This is a genomic window from Thiofractor thiocamini, from assembly GCF_055384375.1.
The window spans coordinates 963868-987642 of the sequence record NZ_AP042389.1 but is presented as its reverse complement, the minus strand read 5'-3'; the positions used below and the strand labels follow the sequence as shown (position 1 = coordinate 987642).

At 35.0% G+C, this 23775-nt stretch carries 23 protein-coding genes; 11 read left to right on the top strand and 12 right to left on the bottom strand.

Annotated features, from left to right (window positions below; translation table 11 throughout):
* Entirely contained in the window at positions 1 to 933 is a 933-nt protein-coding gene (locus tag ACZ47B_RS04990; RefSeq protein WP_464895578.1) for a tRNA dihydrouridine synthase, read from the top strand.
* Here the strand turns inward: ACZ47B_RS04990 and ACZ47B_RS04985 are convergent.
* Genes ACZ47B_RS04985 through ACZ47B_RS04975 form a run of 3 tightly spaced genes read right to left on the bottom strand, consistent with a single transcriptional unit; the run spans position 930 to position 2534 of the window.
* On the bottom strand, positions 930 to 1805 hold the full coding sequence (locus tag ACZ47B_RS04985) for a hypothetical protein (RefSeq protein WP_464895577.1): 876 nt from the start codon (positions 1803 to 1805) through the stop codon (positions 930 to 932). The genes ACZ47B_RS04990 and ACZ47B_RS04985 overlap by 4 nt on opposite strands.
* Positions 1802 to 2101, bottom strand: coding sequence for a flagellar motor switch protein FliN (gene fliN, locus ACZ47B_RS04980; RefSeq protein WP_464895576.1), 300 nt, complete (start codon positions 2099 to 2101; stop codon positions 1802 to 1804). Before fliN ends, ACZ47B_RS04985 begins: the two co-directional genes overlap by 4 nt.
* A 1-nt stretch (position 2102) precedes the next feature.
* The gene (locus ACZ47B_RS04975) at positions 2103 to 2534 is read right to left on the bottom strand and encodes a chemotaxis protein CheX (protein ID WP_464895575.1); all 432 of its coding nucleotides are present in this window, start codon (positions 2532 to 2534) and stop codon (positions 2103 to 2105) included.
* A gap of 103 nt (positions 2535 to 2637) precedes the next feature.
* Here ACZ47B_RS04975 and ACZ47B_RS04970 point away from each other — a divergent pair, with 103 nt between their 5' ends.
* The 9 genes from ACZ47B_RS04970 to ACZ47B_RS04930 all read left to right on the top strand — a co-directional run bounded on the left by ACZ47B_RS04970 (position 2638) and on the right by ACZ47B_RS04930 (position 14422).
* On the top strand, positions 2638 to 3372 hold the full coding sequence (locus tag ACZ47B_RS04970) for a sulfite exporter TauE/SafE family protein (RefSeq protein ID WP_464895574.1): 735 nt from the start codon (positions 2638 to 2640) through the stop codon (positions 3370 to 3372).
* Between the two features lie 36 nt (positions 3373 to 3408).
* A complete protein-coding gene (uvrA, locus tag ACZ47B_RS04965) occupies positions 3409 to 6219 on the top strand; it encodes an excinuclease ABC subunit UvrA (protein ID WP_464895573.1) in 2811 nt (936 codons plus the stop codon).
* The gene (locus ACZ47B_RS04960; RefSeq protein ID WP_464895572.1) at positions 6212 to 7033 is read left to right on the top strand and encodes an HDOD domain-containing protein; all 822 of its coding nucleotides are present in this window, start codon (positions 6212 to 6214) and stop codon (positions 7031 to 7033) included. Before uvrA ends, ACZ47B_RS04960 begins: the two co-directional genes overlap by 8 nt.
* The gene (gene polA, locus ACZ47B_RS04955) at positions 7027 to 9690 is read left to right on the top strand and encodes a DNA polymerase I (RefSeq protein ID WP_464895706.1); all 2664 of its coding nucleotides are present in this window, start codon (positions 7027 to 7029) and stop codon (positions 9688 to 9690) included. The genes ACZ47B_RS04960 and polA overlap by 7 nt, the downstream gene beginning before the upstream one ends.
* A 61-nt stretch (positions 9691 to 9751) precedes the next feature.
* Positions 9752 to 10972 carry an NAD(P)/FAD-dependent oxidoreductase gene (locus ACZ47B_RS04950; protein WP_464895571.1) on the top strand — a complete coding sequence of 407 codons (1221 nt, stop codon included), beginning with the start codon at positions 9752 to 9754 and terminating at the stop codon, positions 10970 to 10972.
* Positions 10969 to 11364: a YidH family protein gene (locus tag ACZ47B_RS04945; protein WP_464895570.1), complete on the top strand. Its 396-nt coding sequence runs from the start codon at positions 10969 to 10971 to the stop codon at positions 11362 to 11364. Before ACZ47B_RS04950 ends, ACZ47B_RS04945 begins: the two co-directional genes overlap by 4 nt.
* A gap of 9 nt (positions 11365 to 11373) precedes the next feature.
* Positions 11374 to 12234 (top strand): VIT1/CCC1 transporter family protein, encoded by an 861-nt coding sequence (locus ACZ47B_RS04940; RefSeq protein WP_464895569.1) that lies wholly within the window; start codon positions 11374 to 11376, stop codon positions 12232 to 12234.
* Positions 12235 to 12513: 279 nt separating this feature from the next.
* A complete protein-coding gene (locus ACZ47B_RS04935) occupies positions 12514 to 14127 on the top strand; it encodes an IS1634 family transposase (protein ID WP_464895568.1) in 1614 nt (537 codons plus the stop codon).
* Between the two features lie 94 nt (positions 14128 to 14221).
* Positions 14222 to 14422: a hypothetical protein gene (locus tag ACZ47B_RS04930; protein ID WP_464895567.1), complete on the top strand. Its 201-nt coding sequence runs from the start codon at positions 14222 to 14224 to the stop codon at positions 14420 to 14422.
* A gap of 88 nt (positions 14423 to 14510) precedes the next feature.
* On the opposite strand, the gene ACZ47B_RS04925 is transcribed toward ACZ47B_RS04930, so the two are convergent.
* On the bottom strand, positions 14511 to 15050 hold the full coding sequence (locus ACZ47B_RS04925; protein WP_464895566.1) for a TlpA disulfide reductase family protein: 540 nt from the start codon (positions 15048 to 15050) through the stop codon (positions 14511 to 14513).
* An 11-nt stretch (positions 15051 to 15061) separates the two neighbouring features.
* On the bottom strand, positions 15062 to 16201 hold the full coding sequence (gene dnaJ, locus ACZ47B_RS04920) for a molecular chaperone DnaJ (protein ID WP_464895565.1): 1140 nt from the start codon (positions 16199 to 16201) through the stop codon (positions 15062 to 15064).
* A gap of 364 nt (positions 16202 to 16565) precedes the next feature.
* On the opposite strand from dnaJ, the gene recR reads away from it, so the two are divergent.
* A complete protein-coding gene (gene recR, locus ACZ47B_RS04915; RefSeq protein ID WP_464895705.1) occupies positions 16566 to 17087 on the top strand; it encodes a recombination mediator RecR in 522 nt (173 codons plus the stop codon).
* A 7-nt stretch (positions 17088 to 17094) separates the two neighbouring features.
* Here the strand turns inward: recR and ACZ47B_RS04910 are convergent, their stop codons facing one another.
* From ACZ47B_RS04910 to ACZ47B_RS04880, 7 genes are read right to left on the bottom strand one after another with little or no spacing between them, the layout of a single operon-like run.
* Positions 17095 to 17895 carry a shikimate dehydrogenase gene (locus tag ACZ47B_RS04910; protein ID WP_464895564.1) on the bottom strand — a complete coding sequence of 267 codons (801 nt, stop codon included), beginning with the start codon at positions 17893 to 17895 and terminating at the stop codon, positions 17095 to 17097.
* Positions 17888 to 19300, bottom strand: coding sequence for an anthranilate synthase component I family protein (locus tag ACZ47B_RS04905; protein WP_464895563.1), 1413 nt, complete (start codon positions 19298 to 19300; stop codon positions 17888 to 17890). Before ACZ47B_RS04905 ends, ACZ47B_RS04910 begins: the two co-directional genes overlap by 8 nt.
* A 4-nt stretch (positions 19301 to 19304) precedes the next feature.
* On the bottom strand, positions 19305 to 19976 hold the full coding sequence (locus ACZ47B_RS04900) for an SPOR domain-containing protein (RefSeq protein WP_464895562.1): 672 nt from the start codon (positions 19974 to 19976) through the stop codon (positions 19305 to 19307).
* A gap of 12 nt (positions 19977 to 19988) precedes the next feature.
* Positions 19989 to 20501, bottom strand: a complete 513-nt coding sequence (locus ACZ47B_RS04895) for a DUF1882 domain-containing protein (RefSeq protein WP_464895704.1) — start codon at positions 20499 to 20501, stop codon at positions 19989 to 19991.
* A gap of 39 nt (positions 20502 to 20540) precedes the next feature.
* Positions 20541 to 21788, bottom strand: a complete 1248-nt coding sequence (locus tag ACZ47B_RS04890) for a serine hydroxymethyltransferase (RefSeq protein WP_464895561.1) — start codon at positions 21786 to 21788, stop codon at positions 20541 to 20543.
* Complete coding sequence (lysS, locus tag ACZ47B_RS04885) at positions 21785 to 23299, bottom strand: lysine--tRNA ligase (protein ID WP_464895560.1); 1515 nt, start codon at positions 23297 to 23299, stop codon at positions 21785 to 21787. Before lysS ends, ACZ47B_RS04890 begins: the two co-directional genes overlap by 4 nt.
* Positions 23300 to 23767 (bottom strand): Fur family transcriptional regulator, encoded by a 468-nt coding sequence (locus ACZ47B_RS04880; protein ID WP_464895559.1) that lies wholly within the window; start codon positions 23765 to 23767, stop codon positions 23300 to 23302.
* Between the last annotated feature and the right edge of the window lie 8 nt (positions 23768 to 23775).

Below are 23775 nucleotides of genomic sequence, written 5' to 3'. Positions count from 1 at the left end.
ATGATTGATTTTTCTAAAAAAGATCTTCTTTTTTTAGCACCTCTTGCCGGTTTTACAGATCTTCCTTTTAGACAAGTTGTAAAAAAATTCGGTGTTGATGTAACCGTCAGTGAAATGATAAGCTCCAACGCACTTGTTTACAACTCGAAAAAAACATACAAAATGCTTGAAAAAGCTGATAATGAAACACCTTACATCGTACAAATTGCAGGTAGTGATATAAATGTCATAAAAGAAGCTGTTTTTATCTTGAATGATATGGAAGATATCGACGGTATAGACTTGAATTGTGGATGTCCTGTACCTAAAGTTGTAAAACAAGGAAGCGGCAGTGCGCTTTTGAATGATTTGCCAAAAATGGGAAAAATCATAGAGACTATCAAAAAATATTCAAACAAAAGATATACTTCGGTAAAAAGCAGGCTCGGCTTTAGTGATAAAAAACCTGAAACAATAGCTAAAGTATGTGAAAACAGTGGAGCTGATTTTGTGACTTTTCATGCAAGAACCAGGAGTGATGCTTACAAAAAAGAGAGGATAGATTATGACTCTATCGCAAAAGCGAAGAGCGCCATAAATATCCCCTTGGTAGCAAACGGTGATATAACAACGCTTACAAAGTACAGGGAAGTTAAAGATATAACCGGCGCGGATGCTGTGATGATAGGACGAGCAGCCGTAGGAAATCCATGGATATTTTATCAGATAAAAAATGACTTGGAATTTGTCAAAAAAGAGAAAATCAAAGAGATAGTTTTAGAGCATTTTGAAAGTATGTTGGACTTTTATGGCATAAGAGCGGTCGGAATATTTAGAAAGCATATACACTCATACTCTAAAAATTTCCCAAATTCAACGAACTTTAGAGATAAAGTCAACAGAGTGGAGAATCCAATAATTATAAAAGAGTATATAGAGGAATTTTTTAGTTAATCCGCTGTTGTCAAATCAAGACTTGCCTTATCAGCATAGCTTGAAAGTTTGTCATTTCCTACTTTTAAAAATTCATCAAGTTTTTGCCTGTTTTTGGCAAACATTTCCTCAAACTCTTTGTCATCATCATTTATAGGAGCATTATTACTTGAGAATTTATCCAACAGCTGGTTGGATGAGCCTGTAAGTACCAGATATCTTTTATCCATATATGATAAGACCAAAACACTGTTTTTCGCATCTATGGTTTTTCTATAAAGTATCTTTACTTCATTTTCATTGACACTGTTTTTAAACAGCCAGTTTTTCTCATTTGTGGGTTTTGTAATCCTCTTTTTAACAATCCATAAGACGATAAGCAACAAAAACAGAACAAGAATAACCATATAATATTTACTGTCCGCATAACCGGTTTTATCAAGAGGAAGTGAACCAAAAGCTTTTGTGTTGTCATTTTTCATACTCTTTTTTTGAAAAGAAGTTTTTTTAAGTGTGGCACCGGATATCATAGCTCTTAGTCTCAAGCCAAAACCGTCAGTTGTTTTAGATGCTATTATGTTTATCTCTTTTTTACTCTTTAGTATGATGTTGATATCTGTTTTTTGAGGGATTATCTCTATACTTGATATAATGGGCGAATTGATATTTTTAGTGATTTTTTTATTGAAAAGGATATTTTTGAGTGTTATTGTGAAATTATGCCCATCTTTTTTTAAAAATACTTTTCCATTATATGGTGTATCAAAAGAGAGCATGAGATCCACTCTATCGTCTCTATCGTATGTGTTGTAAGTAAGCAGTGTTGTTGCGAAAATATTTAAATGTAGCAGGAATATGATAAAAAAGTATTTGAGAATCTTAGGATATGTCATGAGAGTTCCTTGCTAAAATACTGTATAACGGATTTTGAGTCAAGGATTTCATTGATCCTAACTGCTAGGTTTTTTTCATAAACCATCACTTCACCTTTTCCGATGATTTTGCCGTTTATGAAAAGTTCTACACTTTCGCCTGCCGGTTTTTGAAGATCTATTACAGAGCCTTTTGATAGTTTGAGTATCTCATCTATGGCCAATGTAGTCGAGCCGAGTTCCGCAGTAAAAACAACACTTATGTCATCTAGTTTTTCATATTGTGATTTATCGAATTTTTGTACTAAATTATCCAAATCAAACTTCCTCTATCCCCATTACAAAACATCTGTTGTTTATCTTACTTGCACTGTAATATGATAAATTCACTTCTTTCAAGTCCTTTATATATCCTAGATATTCAGGTGTTGAGAGTTCATATGAGGAGTCTGGATCAAATTCTTCTATCATTGTTTTTGCCGTTCCTCCTATGAGGTTTGCCGTTTCTTTTAAAAGGTCTATCGTTGCTTCTTCATCCAAGTTATCTTCAAAAAGAAGATTTTGCCCTATAGCTTTTATCGTATCTTTTTTAAATAAAAACACGGCATCGTATTCTATGTCATTTTGATATATGGCAATCTTTGAACAGTAAAAATCATGAAATTTTTTCGTTTTACATTTGTCTGTTTCAAGTCCCAATATATTGCAAAAAAAGTTATCACTGGCATTTTTTAAAAACTTAAAGACCAAAGCCAACCCTTTTATTGATTATTAATTATTTATCATAGTATACACTATAAAAATTAAATAATTGTTTAAAGAAAAAATAGTATCATTCAGCGAGGAGAATTTCATGATAATTTTATCTGTTCTTGGTGTTTTTATAGGGTTTTTATCCGGTTTTTTTGCTATAGGCGGTGGTACTATGCTAGTGCCTGCTCTTTTGATGTTGGGATATGACATCAAGTATGCCATAGGTATTTCAGTTACCCAGATGGTTTTTAGTTCACTTTATGGTTCATATTTAAATTATAAAAAAGGAACACTCAACCTTCAAAACTCCATCTCAGTAGGCATTGGAGGATTTTTCGGAGCGGCAAACAGTGGGTATATAGTAAGTCATCTTTCATCCCATACTTTGACACTGATATTTTTATCCTTCGTTATTTTAGCGATTTACAAATTTTTCAAATCCCCTCACCAAAGCGATAAAGAGGAGATAAACAACAACACACTTCTTTTTTTTATAGGGTATCTAGTAGGAACTATGTCTATAAGTGTAGGTATAGGAGGAGCTTTGCTGATAACTCCCATACTTGTAGGTTTTTTGCATTTTCCACTTAAAAAAGCACTCTCTTCAGCTCTCTTTTTTGTTATATTTTCTTCGGTTTCAGGGTTTGCAAGTCTTGCTTATCATGGATTTGTTCACTATAAAGAGGGCTTTTTAGTAGGTATCTTTTCTTTGATAGGAGTATATTTTGGCATCAAACTTTCTCACAAAACAGAGCATAAAAGGCACAAAAAACTACTCCTGATCTTTTATGTGGTCATAATGCTTTTGATACTAAAAAAGCTATATTATAGATAAAATTCGATAAAATATATCCTTTTAATGAGGATACAAATGATAAAAATTTATAATGCAAAAGAGAACAATTTAAATATAACAAAACTCCAAATTCCTAAAAATTCACTTGTAGTGGTTACCGGTATAAGCGGAAGCGGTAAGAGTACTTTGGCTTTTGATACACTCTATGCCGAAGGACAAAGAAGATATATCGAGTCACTCTCGTCTTATGCCAGACAGTTTTTGGATCGTATCGGAAAGCCTGATGTTGAACGGATAGAGGGATTGACTCCGGCGATTGCCATAGATCAAAAAACCACCAGTAAAAACCCACGATCAACAGTAGGTACGATCACGGAGATATATGACTATCTAAGGCTTTTATATGCAAGAGTAGGAGAGCAATACTGTTACAGTTGCGGTAACAAGATATCTAAAATGTCCGCTAGTGATATAATTGAACAAGTACTTTCTCTACCCGATGGCGCAAAACTTGTGATACTTGCACCATTGGTAAAAGAGAAAAAGGGAACATTTGCCGATATGCTTGAGAGTTTAAGGCATTCGGGATATATAAGAGCCGTAGTTGACGGAGTGATGGTTAGACTTGATGAGGAGATAGAGTTAAGCAAGACAAAAAAACATACCATAAAAGTCGTCATCGACAGGGTCATCAAAAAAGAGGGATCATATGAGAGGATTGCACAGGATGTCGAAAAAGCCCTGGGAGAGAGTTACGGTGAAGTTGAAGTAGATGTCTTAAATGCTGACGAATTTGATAGGCTTGATAGCCATATACACTATAGTGAACACAATGCCTGTTTTGAGTGCAAGATAAGTTATGAGCCTTTAGAACCTTTGTCTTTTTCTTTCAATTCTCCAAAAGGAGCATGTAGGGTTTGTGATGGTCTTGGTATAAAGTATTCACTTGATATGAGCAAGATCATAGATGGAAATCTTAGTATTGAAGAGGGCGCAATTAAGGTGCTTTACGGGTATAACAAGGGGTATTATTTCAAATTTTTAAAAGCTTACTGTGAAGCTGCCGGAATTGATACAGGTATACCTTTTGACAAACTTGAAGAGCATCAAAAAAAGGCTATTTTACATGGTGGAGTGGAGATAGCGGAGTTTACCTGGAAAAGGCATAAGCTTAAAAGAAAATGGGAAGGTGCGATAAAACTTGCCTATGATATGCTAAAAGGTGAAAAAGATATCAATGAATTTATGAGCGAAAAAGTGTGTTCGAACTGTAAAGGCTACAGGCTGAAAAAAGAGAGTATGGCGGTGAAAGTAGCCGGATGCAATATAGCTGATATCCTTGATATGCCCATACAAGATGCTTATGCTTTTTTCAATGATGAGAAAAATTTCGAGTATTTGACACCTCTACAAAAAGAGATAAGTACCCCGATACTAAAAGAGATAAGAGAGAGACTTTTTTTCCTACAAGATGTAGGACTAGGTTATATAACTCTTGGCAGAGACGCTAGAAGTATAAGCGGTGGAGAAGCTCAAAGGATAAGGATAGCTTCTCAGATAGGAAGCGGACTAAGTGGTGTAATGTATGTGCTTGATGAGCCTAGTATCGGACTGCATGAAAGAGATACTTTAAAACTCATAAAAACTCTGAGAAATCTTCAAAAAAAAGGTAACTCGGTCATAGTGGTTGAACATGACAAAGAGACTATAAAAGCAGCCGATTTTATAGTGGATATCGGTCCCGGAGCAGGTGAAAGAGGAGGGGAGGTAGTATTTAGCGGAACATATAAAGAGCTTTTGAAAAGTGATACTTTAACAGCGAAGTATTTAACAGGCAAGAAAAAAATCGAACATAATAAAAAGAGAAAACAAGAGATTTTTATAGAGTTAAAAAATGTCAACATAAACAACATAAAAAATCTCTCGGTCAAAATTCCTCTTAAAAATATGGTTTGTGTGACAGGAGTCAGTGGGAGTGGAAAGAGTTCACTCGTATTGCAGACACTTTTGCCTATAGCCAAAGAGGATTTAAACAGAGCCAAAAAGATAAAAAAAGTAAGTGGAGCATACTGTGAAGGACTTGAACAGTTGGATAAAGTCATATATCTTGATCAAAGCCCCATAGGAAGAACCCCAAGAAGCAATCCCGCAACTTACACCGGAGTGATGGATGAGATAAGAGTACTTTTTTCTCAGACCAAAGAAGCAAAGATAAGAGGTTATAAAGTAGGCAGATTCTCTTTCAATGTAAAAGGCGGAAGATGTGAAAAATGTAAAGGTGAGGGAGAGATAAAGATAGAGATGCATTTTTTACCTGATATTATGGTAAAATGTGATAGTTGTAACGGTACAAGATATAACGCTCAAACCCTGGAGATCAAATACAAAGGGAAAAATATCAGTGATGTTTTAAATATGAGCGTAGATGAAGCAACGGAGTTTTTCAAAGCCATTCCGAAGATTTACCAAAAATTGAGAACTTTGCAGGATGTCGGTCTTGGGTATATAAAACTTGGTCAAAATGCCACGACTTTAAGTGGCGGGGAAGCTCAAAGGATAAAGCTTTCAAAAGAACTTGGCAAAAATGCGACCGGCAATACTTTGTATATCCTTGATGAGCCTACAACGGGACTTCATTTTGCGGATATCGACAGGCTTAACAGAGTTTTGCATCATTTGGTTGATCTTGGTAACAGCGTTATAGTGATCGAGCACAATATGGATATCATAAAAAACAGTGACTATATCATTGATATGGGTTATGAAGGCGGCGATAAAGGCGGAGAAGTCATAGCCGTAGGAAGTGTCGAAGAGATGATAAAAAATATGAAAAAAACAAAAAGTTATACTGCAAAGTATCTTAAAAAGGAGATTGATAATGACTGAAGGATTGATAGACAGGATAAGATCCATTCCACCGTTACCGGAAACTTTCATACAGATCGATGCTATTTGCGATAGTCCTGATGGTACTATAGCTGAGCTTTCCAAGGTTGTAGAGAAAGATCCTATGCTTGTGGCAAATATACTTAAAATTGTAAACTCTCCTTTATATGGGCTAAGATCGGAAGTAAAAAGCGTGGCACAAGCGGTAAGCTTACTTGGTATGAAAGAGATAAGTTCACTAAGTGCCACAATATCGGTTAAAAAACTTTTAAAAGTAGATATGGAACCATACGGAATAGCTCCTGAAAAGTTTGCTCTCATTTCAAATATGCAAGGCGCACTTGTCAAAAAATGGGTAGGTAGGATCGATAGAGGAAAAGCCGAGACACTTTTTATGCCGGCACTTTTGCAAGAAACAGGCAAGATCATCATAGCAGATGAAATCGTAAGAAATGATGAAGTTTTTCAATTCAAATCAGACGTACAGACCGCTATAAATATAGCTCAGATAGAAAAGATGTATGTTGATACGACTTCAAGTGAAGTAACGGCAAGGATATTTGAGCACTGGGGATTCGATGAATTTCTTGTCGACATCATAAGATACAGTGATGCACCGCAAAATGCCGATGATGAATATCAAGAATATGCATGGTATCTAAATATAGTAAAAACCATACTTGCTATCAATGCTCCACTTAGTGAGAGAAATATCAACATAGGTTTGAATCATGCCAAAAAAGCAGGCTTAGACGATGTCAGACTACTTGAAGCCATAGAGACTTTAAAAGAAGATTATAAGGGTGAATTGTGAAGACATTGACCATCATCGATACATTTGGATTTTTTTTTAGAAATTACTATGCATTGCCGTATCTAAAAAGTAAAGATGGGTTTCCAACAGGTCTTTTGACTGGGTTTATAAACTTTATAGCTTCCATAAACAAAGAGCATGGGACTGATTATCTTCTTTTTGCACTCGATTCCAAAGAAAAAACGATTAGAAGCGAAATGTACCCTGAGTACAAGGCAAACAGACCCACACCTCCTGAGGATCTTCAAAAACAACTTCCTGTTGCTATAGAGTGGATAAAAAAGATGGGTTTCAAGTCACTGGAAGTTCCGGGATATGAGGCTGATGATATCATAGCTGATATCGCCGAAGATGCAAAAAAGAGAGGGATTAAAGTCCAGATAGTTTCATCAGATAAAGATTTGTATCAACTTATCGATGATGATAAGGTTTTGGTTTATGATCCTATGAAAAAAGTAAAAATCAACGAAGAAGTGTGCGTCAAAAAATTTGGTGTAAAGCCATCGCAGATAGTTGACTATCTTGCACTTGTAGGTGATAGCAGTGATAATATACCCGGAGTCAAAGGGGTAGGTCCAAAAGGGGCAAGAACGCTTCTAAAAGAGTTCGGCTCACTTGAAAATATATATAAGAATTTAGACAAAATCGCAAACCCAAGAACAAAAAAACTGCTTATTGAGTCAAAAGATAGTGCATTTTTGAGTTACAAATTGGCATCTTTGCATTATGGAATTGTAAAAGATGTAGACTATAACGAGTTTGTTTTTCCAAATTCTAACCCGATACTTAAAATCGAAGACGAATTAAAACGTTACGATATGAAAACGATCCTAAAAAGAGCAAGTGAAGCATATGACAAGGAAGAAGAGAAGATAAAAGAGGTGAAAAAAAGCTTTGATCCTGTTTTGCTTGATACAAAAGAGAAGCTTTTCAAGGTTATTGACAATATCCCAAAAGATTCCATAGTGGCATTTGACACTGAAACTACCTCAACCTCCTCCAGGACAGCAAAGATAGTAGGGTTTTCATTTTGTTATGATGAAAAAGAGGCTTATTATGTACCCATCAATCACTATTATCTAGGAGTCGGTGATCAAGTGGAACAAGATATCGCCAAAGAAGCGATAAGAAAGCTTTTTGCATTTAAAATCGTTGGACAAAATTTAAAATATGACTACAATATCCTTTTGCAAAATTTTGGTTTCCAAGCTGATGTACCGGAGGCCGATACGATGATAGAAGCATGGCTTAAAGACCCCTCAAGTAGTGTAGGTATGGACAATTTGGCAAAAAGGTATTTTGCATATGATATGGTTAAGTTTAAAGATGTGGTTAAAAAGGGAGATGATTTTAGCTCGGTCGATTTAAACGAAGCTACCGTGTATGCAAGTGAAGATGCATGGATGACGCTGAAACTTTACCGTTTTTTTCAAAATGAACTTGAAAGCGATCTGCAAAAAGAAGCTAAGGATGTAGAGTATCCTTTCATACTTACTCTCTTGTCCATGGAAAACGAAGGTATAGGTGTAGATCAGGAATTTTTGCAAAAACTGTTGCAAAAAGCGAACAGTACGATCGAATTTTTAACAAAAGAGATATATGAATTGGCAGGAAGCGAATTTAATATAAACTCTACAAAACAGTTAGGTGAAATACTTTTTGAAAAATTGAAGCTAAAAAAAGGAAAAAAGACCAAAACGGGCTACAGTACCGATGAGAAAGTTTTGCTATCTTTGAAAGATGAACATCCTATCATAGGTAAAATTTTAGAATACAGAGAGAGTTTCAAGTTAAGAAGTACTTACATAGAGCCTCTTTTAAAACTTTCCAAAATGGATAAGAATAGTAGGATTTACACCTCTTTTTTGCAAACCGGAACCGCAACGGGAAGACTCAGCAGTAAAAATCCAAACCTTCAAAATATACCGGTTAGAAGTGAACTTGGAAGAGAGATAAGAGAAGCATTTGTAGCTAAAAATGGATATAAACTCATAAGTCTTGATTATTCGCAGATAGAGTTGAGACTTTTGGCACATTTTAGCAAAGATGCCGCATTGGTCGAAGCTTTCAAAGAAGATAAAGATATACATCTTGAAACCGCTATAAAACTTTTTGGTAAAGTTGAAGCCCATGAAAAGAGAAATATAGCAAAAAGTATCAATTTCGGACTACTGTACGGGATGGGAAGTAGAAAACTCGCCAATGAGATAGGCAGCACTCAAGCTCAGGCAAAAGAGTATATAAAGAGTTATTTCGAGAGTTTTCCCACAGTTAAGACTTACCTTGAAAGCATAGTCGAGTATTCCAAAGAGCATGGGTATGTAAAAACACTGCTTGGGAGGAAAAGGTATTTTGATTATGAGAATGCCAATGCATTTTTAAAAGCGTCATATGAGAGAGAATCGGTCAATACGGTTTTTCAAGGAAGCGCGGCAGATCTTATCAAGCTTGCTATGAATGAAATGTATAAAATACTACAAAACAGTCAAAATGCCATGCTTTTACAAATCCATGATGAGTTGATATTTGAAGTTAAAAATGATGAAGTTGAAAAATTTAGTAAAATCGCAAAAGATACAATGGAGCAAGTATATCCACTTAATGTACCTCTGAAATGCAGTGTAAACACAGGAGATAACTGGGGAGAGTTGAAGTAATTTTTCAGTACATGATTGATTAGGTTAATATTGTTTCCAATATAGATATAAAGGAGTTTGTATGAAAAAAGTTGTTATTTTAGGTGCTGGATTTGCAGGATTGCATATCTTTTATAAAATTCGCCATCTTATAGGTGAAAAAATAGATGTAACAGTTATTGATTCGCGTTCTCATTCGCTTTTAAAGCCATCATTGCCTGAAGTTGCCTTTGAAGGTAAATCAATGTCACACTCTCTTGTAGAATTAAAACATACTATTGAGAGTCGTGGAGCTGAATTTATTCAGGATGAGGCTGTAAATATCGATGCAAAAAACAGTTCTTTATCGCTTAAAGGTGGTGAAAATATTGAATATGATTATTTGATGATAACACTTGGCGCAGTTAAAGATTATGATTCTATAAAAGGATTTAGGGAACATGGTTACTCTGTTTGCGATGATGAGCAAGTTCAAAAACTTTTTGAAAGAGTGAAAACTTTTGAAGGGGGCAAAGTTGTAACCGGTGCTGCAAAAAGTAATTGGGGAACGCGTGTAGATGCTCCGCCACTTAGTGCTCCTTGCGAAGGACCTATCGGTGAGATTATGTTTATGATGGATTATTATTTGCATGAAGATAAGCATAAAAAAAGAGGAGAAGATTATAAAATTGATGTTTTTACACCAGGTGAGATTTTCTTTGAAGATGTTGGAGATGTGCCTCGTAATGCTGTGGGCAAACATATGCAAGAGCGTCAAATCGCACTTCATAACAATAAAGTGCTTACCGAGATAGGAAAAGATTTTATAGCTTTTGAAGACGGTACAAAAATGGAGTGCAATTTAGCGATTATTATACCGCCATACTCAGCTCCTAAAGTTTTAAAAGATTCAAACATAGGTGATGAAAAAGGTTTTATACCGACAGATAAGACAATGCGTCATCTTGATTTTGAAAATATTTTTTCAGCAGGTGATATAGCAGCTTTAGCTCAACCAAAATTGGGTCATATTTCTATCATTCAAGCTGGAATTGCAGCTGCAAGTTTGATAAAAGAACTAGGTGAAGATGTAGAGATTCCACCTCACAACCTTGAAGTATTTTGTATTATGAATATGGGTGGACACGAAGCAACACTTATAGAATCAAATGTTTTATATGGCGGAAAAGTTGATGTAGGTTTTTATTCACCTATTGCAAGAGCAATGAAGTGGAGTTTTGATAATTATCTTTATTTTAATCGTGGCAATATGCCTCCGGAGTGGGCTACGAAAATGACGGATGTATTGACTAAAATGATATGAATGATGATTCTAAAAAAGGCATAGACCCCAGAAACTTAATGGCAGTAGAGCGCGCAACAACTGCACTCATAGGTACGGCGATCTCTTTGATAATTTTGGGGTTTGTAGTAGAAAAGTTTGAACTGTTTTTGCATCTTATCAGCATTGAGCTTAAAGGTAAAGATACTTCATCTGTACCGGAGCTCTCTAATGCAGTGTATTATAACTATCTTGGTATATTTATTGTCTTGGCTGGAATTGTTCTTGCCCTTTATACATATCGTTATTATACTCGATGGATTAAACATTTAGAAGAAGGCGTTATTGATACAGATAAAAAAATTTATCTTGCACTTTCTATTTTTGTTGCAACAATCGGTGGGTTATTGCTTGTTAGCATGGTTATACTTTAAGGATTTTATATGGATATGAAAAAAGCACTTATACAACAGCAAAATGAGATCAATGATTTCGCACTTTACAGTGTACTATCACACAGAGAAAATGACCCACACAATAAAAGTGTTTACGAATCGATAGCGTTGGAAGAAAAAGGGCACTATCTGTTTTGGGAAAAAATTACTGGAAAAACAGTTAAGCCGAATCATCTTCTTATAAAGTGGTATATTTTGCTTATTATACTCTTTGGCACATCTTTTGTGCTAAAACTTGCAGAAAAACGAGAAAGCGATGCAGAAAATTTTTATAAATCACTTTTTGAAACATATCCTGATGCTAAAAAAATATACACTCAAGAGATGGAGCACGAAAATAAACTTATAGATATGTTGCATGACAAAAAGTTACTTTATGCAGGAGCGATTGTACTTGGAATGAATGATGCATTGGTGGAACTTACCGGAACACTTAGCGGTATTGCACTGGCATTTGATAAAAGTATTGTTGTTGGAATAACCGGAGCTATTATGGGAATAGCCGCTTCAATGTCTATGGCGGGCTCTTCTTACCTTGAGGCAAAAGAAAATCCTGATGAAGAGATAGCTCCTGTTGTGTATGCTTCTTATACAGGAATCTCCTATATCGCTACAACTTTTTTTCTTGTTTTACCTTTTTTTATTTTCACTTCGATTAACATATCTCTTGTAAGCATGTTTATAGCAGCGTTTATAGCTATAGTTCTATATAATTTTTATATATCTGTAGCCAAAGATCAATCTTTTTCGCACAGAACAGTACAAATGCTTTTGATAACATTTGGTGTGGCACTTGTCTCATTTGCTATAGGTTATGGTGTGCACCATTATCTTGGAATTCAAATCTAAAAGGATAAAAAAATGGCCGAAAAAAAGATAGGTTTAAAGAGACATTTAGTATAGGCGTAGGCGGTATGGTTAGAGGAGGAATTTTTTCTGCACTGTCAACAATCTTATGCTAATTAGTTATGTTGTCATACTTGCAGTAGCGATAGATGCTATTGATAATTTTTCTCCCGACTTCCGCATTTTCAAAGCAACAAATCATAACTTCCCTAAAATAGGGCATTTTATAGGATAAAAAAGCACATTTTGTGTGTCCGGTGCTAAAAATAGCTATAATTTCATATGGGTTATCGCATTAGAAAAAAGAAAAATAGTAGCGGAAGTATAAGTATTCAAATCATTGATAGAAAAAATAGAGGTTATAAAGTCATTGAAACAATTGGATGCACTAAAGACAAAGAAGAGATTGAAGCTTTTTACAAGAAAGCTCTACAAAGAATTGATGAACTGGAAAATAATCTGCTACATCTTGCTAGAAAAAACAGAAGTGAAGAGTATTTCCAAAAGTTTTTCTCTTCAATAACAAATGACGATATCATTCCAATAGGTGATGAATTGATCTATGGAAGACTTTTTGATGAACTTGGCTGCAGTACTATGTTTCAAACTTCTACTCTTAAAAAAAGAGAAGAAAAACAGTCTCTGTTTAGAGCGCTGGTGATATCGAGGGTACTCTATCCAGGTAGTAAATTATATCTTGTTGATTATTTGGAACATTTTAAAAAAAGGAGTATTCAAGTAGATACAATATATAGATTTTTAGACACCCTCTACCAAGAAGAGATAAAGAGTGAGATAGAAGCGTGTATCTTCAACCATACAAAAAGTATAATGGATGATACTATCACCGTTACTTTCTATGATGTAACAACTCTTCACTTCGAAAGTGAAAGTGAGGATGATCTTAGGCGTATCGGTTTTTCCAAAGAGGGAAAACTAAATCGTCCTCAGATTCAATTAGGATTATTTACTACACTTCAAGGTTATCCGCTCTCTTACGAAGTATATGAGGGAAACAGATTTGAAGGTCATACACTTACTGATGTGCTTCAAAAGTTTCAAACAAGATTTCAAATAAAAAACAAGCCGATAGTAGTAGCTGATAAAGGGATGTTTAATAGTGCTAATATTGCTTATTTGGAGAAAAATGGCTACAAATATATCTTAGCCTATAAAATCAAAAATATAGATAGAGAGCTTAAAGAAAAAATCGCTAACCTTACCTTTTTAGATGATGGTGTTATTCATGCACTTGAAGTTGAAAAAGAGATACACTATAAAGATGATAAAGGAGATAATCAAAAGCTTCCAATTAAACAAAAACTCATTCTGTCATACTCTAAAAAAAGAGCAAAAAAGGATAAAAGAACAAGAGAGAAAGCACTCCAAAAGATAAATACTGCTCTTAATGAGAAAAGCATTACCAAATCAGATTTAAAACTATCCTACTATGCAAAATATCTTGATATAGATGATAAGTGTACTGTTAAGCACAAGCTCAATCCAAATAAAGTGGAAATGGATGCAAAACTTGATGGTATTAAAGGATTTGCAACAAATGATTTTACACTAGAAGCTAATGATGTTATAGCTCATTATCAAAACCAATATGCAGTTGAGAGAGCTTTTAGAATTTCAAAAACTGATTTAAGGATTAGACCAATTTATCATAGACTACAAAATAGGATAAAAGCACATATCCTTATATCCTTTGTAGCTTATGCTATCTATATGGAGTTCGAGAGAAGGCTCAAGCTTAAAAATATCAAGTTTAAATTCTCGCAGAAGCTTTTACGCAAGATAATTGAACACTTCTTTGTGATAAAAATAGGAGATAAAACAATTCCTATCAGACCTTCTGAAGTTCAGCAGCAAATCCTAAAAATATTTGAATAATGGATTTGTGTGTCCAAGTGCGGAAGTCAGGATTTAGTATAGGCGTAGGCGGTATGGTTAGAGGAGGAATTTTTTCTGCACTGTCAACAATCTTATGCTAATTAGTTATGTTGTCATACTTGCAGTAGCGATAGATGCTATTGATAATTTTTCTCTTGTAAGTAGCGGCATAGTTATTTTGGTTGTTAGTGGTTTTACTTATGTTTATTATAAAATCGAACAAAGAGGCAGTCTTAGTCAGTATATAGATAAAGCACTTGAAAAAGATGAAACAAAAAAACATATCCTTAAATGAAAAAGAAACTAATATAAAATGTGATAAATTCCTTTTAAGAGGCTTTTAAACTAAGAGAGAATTGAAGAGGGCGAAAGTAGCTCCCCTCTTATTTTTTATTGATCAATTCCTCAATATCTTGCTTGAACTCTTTTTCACTTTTAAGACCGAGATAAATTTTGCTGGCATTTCCCTTTCTATCAAACAGTATGGAAAAAGGTATGAGTCCTTTCCATGAAGTTTTGGCAGTTATATAATCGGCAAACTTAAAAACTTCAGGGTCACTGTCGTTGATAACGGGGTAGTTTATGCCTTTTTCTTTGACAAAAGCTCTCAAATCATCATCACTTATCCTGGTTTGAACTTGAAAGCCTTCTATAAGAAAATTATCTTTGTATTTTTCTTGCAAATCAATAAGTTCGGGCATCTCCATAAGGCACGGTGGACATTGGTTACCCCAAAATGCAAGAAGTACCACTTTCCCTTTTGCATTACTGAAGTGTATGCCCTCTAAAAAAGTATTGAGTACTATGGGATTTCCGTTTAAATCTTTGAATTTAAAGGTAAAATCTTCTTTGTGATTCGTCGCGGTTAATGAACTTACTGCAACTGATAAAGCTACAATGATACTAACGATTAATTTTTTCATCTATTTTTCTCCTATTTTTTAAACCATTTTTTTATCTTATCAAAAACACCTTCAAACTTATCTTCATGCGGACTGCTTTCATATCCAAATGAATCTTGTAACTGTTTTAAGAGCTCTTTTTGTTCATTGTTCAGCTTCTTGGGATAGGTTATACTGATCTGTGCTATAAGGTTGCCCATCCTTTTTGTGTGAACATTTTTGATACCTTCGCCTCTGAAGATAAACTGTTGCTTATCTTTTGCACCGATAGGTAGTTTGAGCTCCGTTTCTCCTCTAATGGTCGGTATCTTGATAGTTTCTCCAAGTGCCGCCTGAGTGAAAAATACCGGGACTTCAAGGTATACATCATCATTATGTCTTATAAAATGCTCATCTTCTTTAACGCTTACTCTGACATACAAATCACCCCTGTCGCCATATTCATTTATATTTCCTTTGCCGGTAACTCTTATCTGATTACCGTCATCTATACCTTCGGGGATTTCAACTGTTACATTTTCTTCAACTTCTTCGTATCCGTGACCATTGCAGTTTTTACACTTGTTTTTTACGATTTGCCCACTTCCGTGACACACTTCGCAAGTTTGTGAAAATGTCATAAAACCTTGTCTATAGTAAACTTGACCTCTACCGCCACAGTTACTGCAAGTTTCGGTAGCTTTATCTTCCGAGCCGGTTCCTTCGCAGACATCACACGGTTTTTTATATTTGAATTTGATATCTTTTTTGACGCCAAATACCGCTTCATGAAAATCGAGTGATATCTTTGTTTCGATATCAAGAGGATATTTTGATTGTGATCTTGAAGAGCTTCTACCAAATCCTCCAAAACCACCAAAACCCTGGCCAAAAACTGACTCAAATATAGAGCTTAGATCATCCATGATATCTTCACTGTTCATATTTGAGTAGCTGCTAAATCCCTGTGAATCAAGTCCTGATTTGCCGTATCTGTCATAAATAGATCTTTTTTTAGGGTCACTTAGGGCTTGATATGCTTCATTGACTAGTTTAAACTTTTCTTCAGCCTCTTTGTCTCCCTGGTTTCTGTCAGGATGGTATTTTAGAGCAAGTTTTCTGTAAGCCTTTTTTATCTCACTTGCGTCAGCGTCTCTTGAGACTTCCAAGACTTCATAATAATCTATTTCCAACTTTTTACTCCATTTTAATAACTGATATTACATAAAATTTGTTCACGGTGCTAATTTACCCTGCGGGACACTACAAATTAGCTAAAAACTGCAAACACAGGAGTGCCCTTCGGGTTGAGTGCAGTTTTTTTAACGCTAATTTTCCGTTTAAATTAGCAATGCTCACAAATTTTATATAATATCAGTTAAATAGTATATTAAAAGCCGAATTATACTTTAAAGTTCTTTTAAAGTCTATTAAAATCATACAATACTTATGAAATTGTTTATAAATTTTAGATACAATATGCAAAATTTTTTATAAGGCATTTTATTGAAAAGATACGGTTTGGAAAAATTTGACAATTTGGTAGATGCTCTTGGAATGCTGCCTACTGTCGGTAAAAAGTCTGCTATGAGATATGCATATCATATGGTTTTAAAAGATTCGTTTTCGGCTTTAAAGATAGCAAATGCGATACAAGAAGCCGTTTCATCCATAAAAGAGTGCCAAAGGTGTGGTGCACTTAGTGAAGATGAAGTATGTGGTATCTGTCTGGATGAGACAAGAGATGAAACAAAACTTTGCATAGTCGAAAATGCAAAAGATATATTTATCATAGAAGAGAGTACGGACTTTGACGGTAAGTACTTTGTGCTGAAATCTTTGGAGGATTTGGATATAGAAAAGTTAGAAGATATCGTAAAAGAAGATGTCAAAGAGATCATCTTTGCACTGACTCCATCCATATCAAATGATGCAATCATTATATTTTTGGAGGATAAATTAAAAGAGTATGATTTGAATTTCACAAAGATAGCTCAAGGAGTACCCACAGGTATAAATCTGGAAAATGTGGATACTCTCTCACTATCAAAGGCTTTAGAGCTTAGAGTTAAGGTGTGATAGAGTTTTATAAAAGATTATCAAAAACATATCTCATATGTTTTTTAATCTCATCTTTTTTGTATCGATAGTCAAAAAATATCTCAAAAGCTAAAACAGCTTGATAAAGAAGCATATCTGAGCCGTCTTTGTAAGGTTTGTTTTGTTTGATTGATAGTTTTAAAAACGGGGTAAGTTTACCGTATATGACATCTACACAGTAATTGCTTTGCTTTATGAGAGTTGTAAGCAGTATCTCATCAAGTGGAAAGGATTCATCTTTTAAACCTGCCGAGGTTGTATTGATGATGATGTCATACTTTTTTTCTTCAAAATTATCCCAGCTATAAGCTTCAAAACCATTGCTTAAAAAGTACTCAACTCTTTTTTTACTTCTGTTTAAGATAGTAGGTTTTATGTCTTTTGCTTTTAAGATATTTGCTATCGCTTTTGCGGTACCTCCTGCCCCGAGAATAAGGGCATTTTCTATATCTTTAAACTCTTTTATGCTCTCGTAAAATCCAGGAGCATCAGTATTGTATCCTGTTAGTTTACCGTTTTTTTGTACTATCGTATTGACAGCTTTTATATCGTTCGCTATGCCTTTTACTTCATCACAACTTTTATATGCTACTTCTTTAAAAGGTACAGTTATATTTGCTGCATCAAATTTGGATCTTATGAAAGTATCTCTAAACTCTTTTGGATTTTGAAGGATAGTTCTTGTGTAGCAGGCATCGATACCGAGTGATTTGATAGCGTAATTATGTATGAGAGGAGATATGGAGTGGGAAACGGGATTGCCAAAAATCGTAAAAAGTTTACTCACTCAAATCATCCAGTGAACTCATCAAAGCTTGAAGTTTGTTTTGGACTTCAAGGTATTCGAGCTCTTTTTTGCTATCCGCTACTATACCGGCTCCAGCTTGAAACACTATCTTTTCATCATCAAGATACGAAGTTCTTATGACTATGCAACTGTCCATATTGCCGTCAAATCCAAAGTATCCTATAACACCGCTGTAAAAGCCTCTTTTTAGTTTCTCAAATTCCGCTATAAGCTCCATAGCCCTTATCTTTGGAGTTCCGGTCATCGTTCCGGCGGTAAAAGTGGCACGAAAAAGATCGAACATATCATATTCATCATCTAGTATACCCTCGACATCACTTACCATATGCATAACATGTGAGTATTTTTCCACCCTCATCATATCTTTTACTTTTACGCTTCCCGGTTTTGCGACTTTTCCGACATCATTTCTTCCAAGGTCTATGAGCATAAGATGTTCGGCTTTCTCTTTTTCATCACTTAGCATATCAAGTTCAAGTTTCAAGTCTTTATCGATACTGCCGCCTCTTTTCCTGGTTCCTGCTATCGGTCTTAAGAGTATGTGACCATCTTTTAAAGCCACCATCACTTCCGGTGAGCTTCCTACTATGGAAAATGCCTTGTAATCAAGCAGATACATATATGGTGAAGGGTTTTTACTTCTTAAGATTCTATAAAAGCTGAGTTTGTCTATATTTGCATATTGGGTGTATCTGTTTGATAAAACTATCTGAAAGATATCGCCACTTCTTATCATCTCTTTGGAATTTTCAACCATATTGAAAAACTTATCTTTGGAAAATTCGAATTTGCCTCTATCTTTCTCTATCTTTGTTTTCTTTATATCAAACGGTTTATACGGCTTAAAAAGTGTTTTTATGATCTTGTCAAAATGTTTAGATCTATCTTGCACTTCACTGATGATAGTCAATTTGTTGGTTTTGTGTGAAAAAGCTATGGTGATCTTCGGTCTTATGAGTTCAAGATCTGGCATATGTAGATCATCTTTTAAATGTGACATACTTTTTTTGAGTTTTGGCTCGAAAACTTTGCCCATATCGTATCCGATATATCCTATGAAACCGTCAACGAAACCGACGTTTGCCTCTTTTGCCAATTTTTTATATTTTTTAGTATCTATATTTTGATAATATTTTTTTAAAAAGTCAAGCGGGTTTTCGTCTATCTCTATTTTGTTGCCGCTTTCGTCTATGTGAAAACTTTGTCCGTTTTCTCTTATGACTTTTTCTCTAGCACCTATAATGATAAAAGAGAAGTTTCCCTCACTTGTGTTGATGGCACTTTCAAACAGTAGTGTAATCTCATCAGGATAGATCTCTTTTATCTTCTTATATATCGCTATGGGCGCCAATTGGTCAAAAAGTATGGTTTTAAACTCTACCATGCGGTCACTTTATAACATATATGAATGCGGCTTTATTGATATCTTTTTTGACTTTTGATAAATTTGATTTGGCGGTTTTTCTATCTTTGTAAGGTCCGACCAAAATCTTTGTGGCATTTTTACCTGATATTTTTATACTGTAAAGTTTATATGAGTATCCTGCTTTTGAAATCTTTTGAAGATATTTTTTATCCGGCTTTGTTTTGAAGGTGACCCCGACTTGTATATATGTATTGCCGGCAACTGCAGGTTTTTTTACGGATTTGGTCTGTTTTTTAACATTGTTTAAAACAGTTTTTACATCTTTTGCTGGAGTTTTTTCAGCTTTTTTGACTGTGGTTTTAACTGTTTTTTCTTTTTGCTGCTCTTTGTTTTTGAGTTTTTCAACCATAGCATTGAAGTTGTCTTTTTGGGTTGTATTTTTTTCCTCGACTATCGGGACCTGCTTGAAAAGTTCCTCTTTTTTAGGTTCGACTTTTGCTGAAGGCTCCGGAGGCAATACTATATTGAAGTGGTTTTTTTTGACTTCCGGTTTATTGAAAAGTTTCATCCCGACAATAGCAAATATAAATATCAAAACAAGGATAATTGCCAAAAAAAGAATCTTTTTGGTTTTGCCGGAACTATTTTTTTTATTATCCAGTATGATATCGCTCAATTCGTTTTTTTCTTCCATGCTATACTCCTGTTACATATGTTTTGACCAAGATGAACCCCTCTCTTTTTTATAAACTTCATAAGGAAGTACCAGTATATTGAATTCTCTTGGAATATTTGGATCAGGGAAAACTTTCCACTGTCTTGGCATTTTTTGTTGTAGTTTGGCCGAAAGCAGTTTGGCAAGCTGGTAGCCTTCATGCAACGTTGTGTGACCTTTGTGAACATATAGATGAAGATGCCCTTCGGTTTTGCTTTTGTATGCGGTGAAATTGATGTATCCTTCTTCTCTAAGCATAAGCTGGGCTCTGTGCCAAAATCTCTCAGGATCTCTTCCGTTATAATCAAATACAATATTTTCCACTATATCTCTATCTGAGATCAAAGAGTGAGCAACCGTTATCTTTCTATCACCATGCTCGTTCATGACTTGTCTTGTCAATGTAGAATCAACCCGTTCAAATTTATCGAAAAAAAGTTTGCCTTTATAGTTTATCTTGTTGACAATTTTATCTCTTTTTATGTAGTAAAATTTCGTTATCATTTTGATAAGGGTTATATCTACATTGTACACATTATATCCTTAGTAAGTCGGTCTATCATATATGATAAAGTTCCCTGCCATTTTTGTCAGTTCCTCTTTTATCTTTGCCTGAAGTTCGTGGTTATTTATATCATCCAAAACATCAGCTATCTTATTTGCGATTAACTCAAACTCTTTTTCTTTCATGCCTCTACTTGTAAGAGCAGGTGAGCCTACTCTGATACCGCTTGTTACAAAAGGGCTTCTTGTTTCGCCCGGGACTGTATTTTTATTGACAGTGATACCTGCGTTTCCAAGAGCTATATCAGCATCTTTACCACTAAAATCCTTGTCAAGGAATGAAACGAGTATCAAGTGATTGTCTGTTCCGCCGCTTACTATATTATACCCTCTTTTTAGTAAAACTTCGGCTAAAACTTTTGCATTTGCTTTTACCTGTTTTGCATATTCTTTCCAACTTGGCTTTAAATTGTACCCAAAACCTACCGCTTTTGCAGCGATAACATGTACCAAAGGACCTCCCTGGATACCCGGAAAAATCGCACTGTTGATCTTTTTGGCTATATCTTCGTCATTTGTAAGTATCAGTCCGCCTCTTGGTCCTCTTAGAGTTTTATGGGTAGTTGTGGTTACAACATGACAGTGAGGAAACGGATGAGGATGCTCACCTGCTACTACAAGCCCAGCTATATGGGCAACATCGGCAAAAAGATAAGCTCCTACTTCATCGGCTATTTCACGAAATTTTGCAAAGTCTATCTCTCTTGGATATGCGCTAGCTCCACAAACTATCACTTTCGGTTGAACGATTTTTGCGATTTTTCTAACTTCGTCATAATCGATCCTACCCTCATCGTTTACTCCATAAAAAAAGCTTGAGTAAGTTTTACCAGAGCTGCTTACTTTTGAGCCGTGAGTCAAGTGTCCGCCCTGGCTTAGGTCCATACCGAGTATCTTATCATACGGTTTTAAAAGTGCCTGATAAACTCCTTGATTTGCCTGAGAGCCTGAGTTTGGTTGAACATTTGCAAATTTGCAGTTAAAAAGTTTACAAGCTCTATCTATCGCCAATTGTTCAACTTTATCGGCATATTCACATCCGCCATAGTATCTTTTGTTTGGATATCCTTCAGCGTACTTGTTGGTAAATACACTTCCCATAGCTTCCATAACAGCCGGATAAGTGAAATTTTCACTTGCTATCATCTCAAGATGATCACTTTGTCTTTTTAACTCTTCTTCGCAAAGTGCATAGATATCGGGGTCGTTTTCTTTTAAAAAACTCATTTATCTTCCTTTTCTTCTTTTTGTTTATTTTCCAATGGTTTCATAGCTGGAAACAGTATAACGTCTCTTATGGAGTGCTGATTTGTCAAAAGCATTACAAGTCTGTCTATCCCCAATCCTTCACCGGCGGTCGGAGGCATTGCATAACATAAAGCTTTTACATAGTCTTCATCCATCTCATGAGCTTCATCATCTCCCGCATTTTTTGCATCAATCTGCCCCTTGAATCTCTCATACTGATCCAATGGATCGTTCAATTCGTTAAATCCGTTCGCTATCTCTTTTCCCGCGCAAAAAAGTTCAAACCTCTCTGCGATATTAGGATTTTCATCACTTCTTCTTGAAAGCGGACTTATCTCGATAGGGAAGTCGATGACAAAAGTAGGATTTATAAGTTTTTCCTCTACGAAATTATCAAACAACTCCGCTTTTAAATGTCCCAAATCACTTTTTTCATTTACTTTTATATCATTTTCTTTTAGAAAATTGATAATCTTTTCTTTATCGTTTATGATATCGCTTGGTATATTGCCTATTTGGACCAAAGAGTCATCGTAAGTTACTTTTTTAAACGGAGCAGAGAAGTCTATCTCTAAATCACCGTATTTTAAAGTTTTGGGTAAGTTAAGTTTTTCCAAAATTGTTGCAAAAAGCTCTTCAGTCAGTGCCATCAAGTCTTTGTATGTATGATATGCCCAATAAAACTCTATCATGGTAAACTCAGGATTGTGGGTTAAATCCATCCCTTCGTTTCTAAAGTTTCTATTTATCTCGAAAACCGCTTCAAATCCACCAACAACAAGTCTTTTTAGATATAGTTCAGGTGCGATTCTAAGATATCTCTCAACTCCAAGAGCATTGTGGTATGTTACAAAAGGTTTTGCATTTGCCCCGCCTGCGATCGGGTGCATCATAGGAGTTTCTACTTCCAAAAAGTTTTTACTCTCAAAAAAAGATCTTATAGTGCTTACTACTATACTTCTTGTTTTAAAGACTTTTTTGACATCACTGTTCATGATCATATCAAGATATCTTTGCCTGTATCTAAGCTCTTTATCGCTAAGTCCGTGAAATTTTTCAGGAAGCGGTGTGATGGACTTTGTAACAAGCTCCAAACTTTTGGCATGCAAAGTCAATTCACCTGTTTTCGTAACGAATGCAAATCCGCAAACTTTTATGATATCACCGACTTCAATATACTTTTTTATATCTTTAAACCATTCGACTCCAAGAGCATCTCTGCTGATATAAACTTGAAGCAAACCTTCGCCATCTTCTATCTTTAAAAAAGCGGCTTTTCCCATAAGTCTTAAAAATTTTATCCTACCACTGACACATCCAAGAGAATTTTCATCTCTTTTCTCTTCGCTGTTTAATACATAAGAGAATTTATCCAAAAATTCTTTAGTTGATAACTCTTTTGTTATGTAGTGGGGATATGGGTTTATCCCTTTTTGTTTTAATTCATTTGCTTTTTGAACTCTTTGTAGTTCATACTCGTTTAAATCCAACTATATATCCTTATATTTTAGTTTTTTTCTACACTCTTTGCATATACCATGAAGCTGCAAAGAGTGACTTTTTATCAAAAAATGATATTTGTCCGCTATTTCGATTTGTCGTTTTTCTATCTGCTCATCCTCAAACTCTATGATAGTTCCGCATATATCACATATCAAATGATCATGATGAGGCTTTATGGCTATCTCGTACTTTTTGCCTGATTGTCCAAAAGATATGGAAGTTATCATTTTATTAACTTCTAAAAGATTCAAAGTCCTGTAGATGGTAGCTATGCCTATATTGAGCTTTGGATACTCTTTTTTTATATGCATATACAAATCCTCAGGAGTGAAATGTTTATTGTATTTGTATAGAATTTCAAGGATAACTTCTCTTTGGGTCGTATATTTGAGATTGTTGTTTTTCAAAATATCTTTAAAGTGAGTTATCAATTCTTCATACGTATAGTTAAGCATATAGCTAT

Bases quoted from the DNA above. Each gene is read 5' to 3' on its own strand.
- ACZ47B_RS04990 (WP_464895578.1), top strand. From the start codon at position 1: ATGATTGATTTTTCTAAAAAAGATCTTCTTTTTTTAGCACCTCTTGCC.
- ACZ47B_RS04985 (WP_464895577.1), bottom strand. From the start codon at position 1,805: ATGACATATCCTAAGATTCTCAAATACTTTTTTATCATATTCCTGCTA.
- ACZ47B_RS04970 (WP_464895574.1), top strand. From the start codon at position 2,638: ATGATAATTTTATCTGTTCTTGGTGTTTTTATAGGGTTTTTATCCGGT.
- uvrA (WP_464895573.1), top strand. From the start codon at position 3,409: ATGATAAAAATTTATAATGCAAAAGAGAACAATTTAAATATAACAAAA.
- ACZ47B_RS04960 (WP_464895572.1), top strand. From the start codon at position 6,212: ATGACTGAAGGATTGATAGACAGGATAAGATCCATTCCACCGTTACCG.
- ACZ47B_RS04950 (WP_464895571.1), top strand. From the start codon at position 9,752: ATGAAAAAAGTTGTTATTTTAGGTGCTGGATTTGCAGGATTGCATATC.
- ACZ47B_RS04945 (WP_464895570.1), top strand. From the start codon at position 10,969: ATGAATGATGATTCTAAAAAAGGCATAGACCCCAGAAACTTAATGGCA.
- ACZ47B_RS04940 (WP_464895569.1), top strand. From the start codon at position 11,374: ATGGATATGAAAAAAGCACTTATACAACAGCAAAATGAGATCAATGAT.
- ACZ47B_RS04935 (WP_464895568.1), top strand. From the start codon at position 12,514: ATGGGTTATCGCATTAGAAAAAAGAAAAATAGTAGCGGAAGTATAAGT.
- ACZ47B_RS04930 (WP_464895567.1), top strand. From the start codon at position 14,222: ATGCTAATTAGTTATGTTGTCATACTTGCAGTAGCGATAGATGCTATT.
- ACZ47B_RS04925 (WP_464895566.1), bottom strand. From the start codon at position 15,050: ATGAAAAAATTAATCGTTAGTATCATTGTAGCTTTATCAGTTGCAGTA.
- recR (WP_464895705.1), top strand. From the start codon at position 16,566: ATGCTGCCTACTGTCGGTAAAAAGTCTGCTATGAGATATGCATATCAT.
- ACZ47B_RS04905 (WP_464895563.1), bottom strand. From the start codon at position 19,300: ATGGTAGAGTTTAAAACCATACTTTTTGACCAATTGGCGCCCATAGCG.
- ACZ47B_RS04900 (WP_464895562.1), bottom strand. From the start codon at position 19,976: ATGGAAGAAAAAAACGAATTGAGCGATATCATACTGGATAATAAAAAA.
- ACZ47B_RS04895 (WP_464895704.1), bottom strand. From the start codon at position 20,501: ATGATAACGAAATTTTACTACATAAAAAGAGATAAAATTGTCAACAAG.
- ACZ47B_RS04890 (WP_464895561.1), bottom strand. From the start codon at position 21,788: ATGAGTTTTTTAAAAGAAAACGACCCCGATATCTATGCACTTTGCGAA.
- ACZ47B_RS04880 (WP_464895559.1), bottom strand. From the start codon at position 23,767: ATGCTTAACTATACGTATGAAGAATTGATAACTCACTTTAAAGATATT.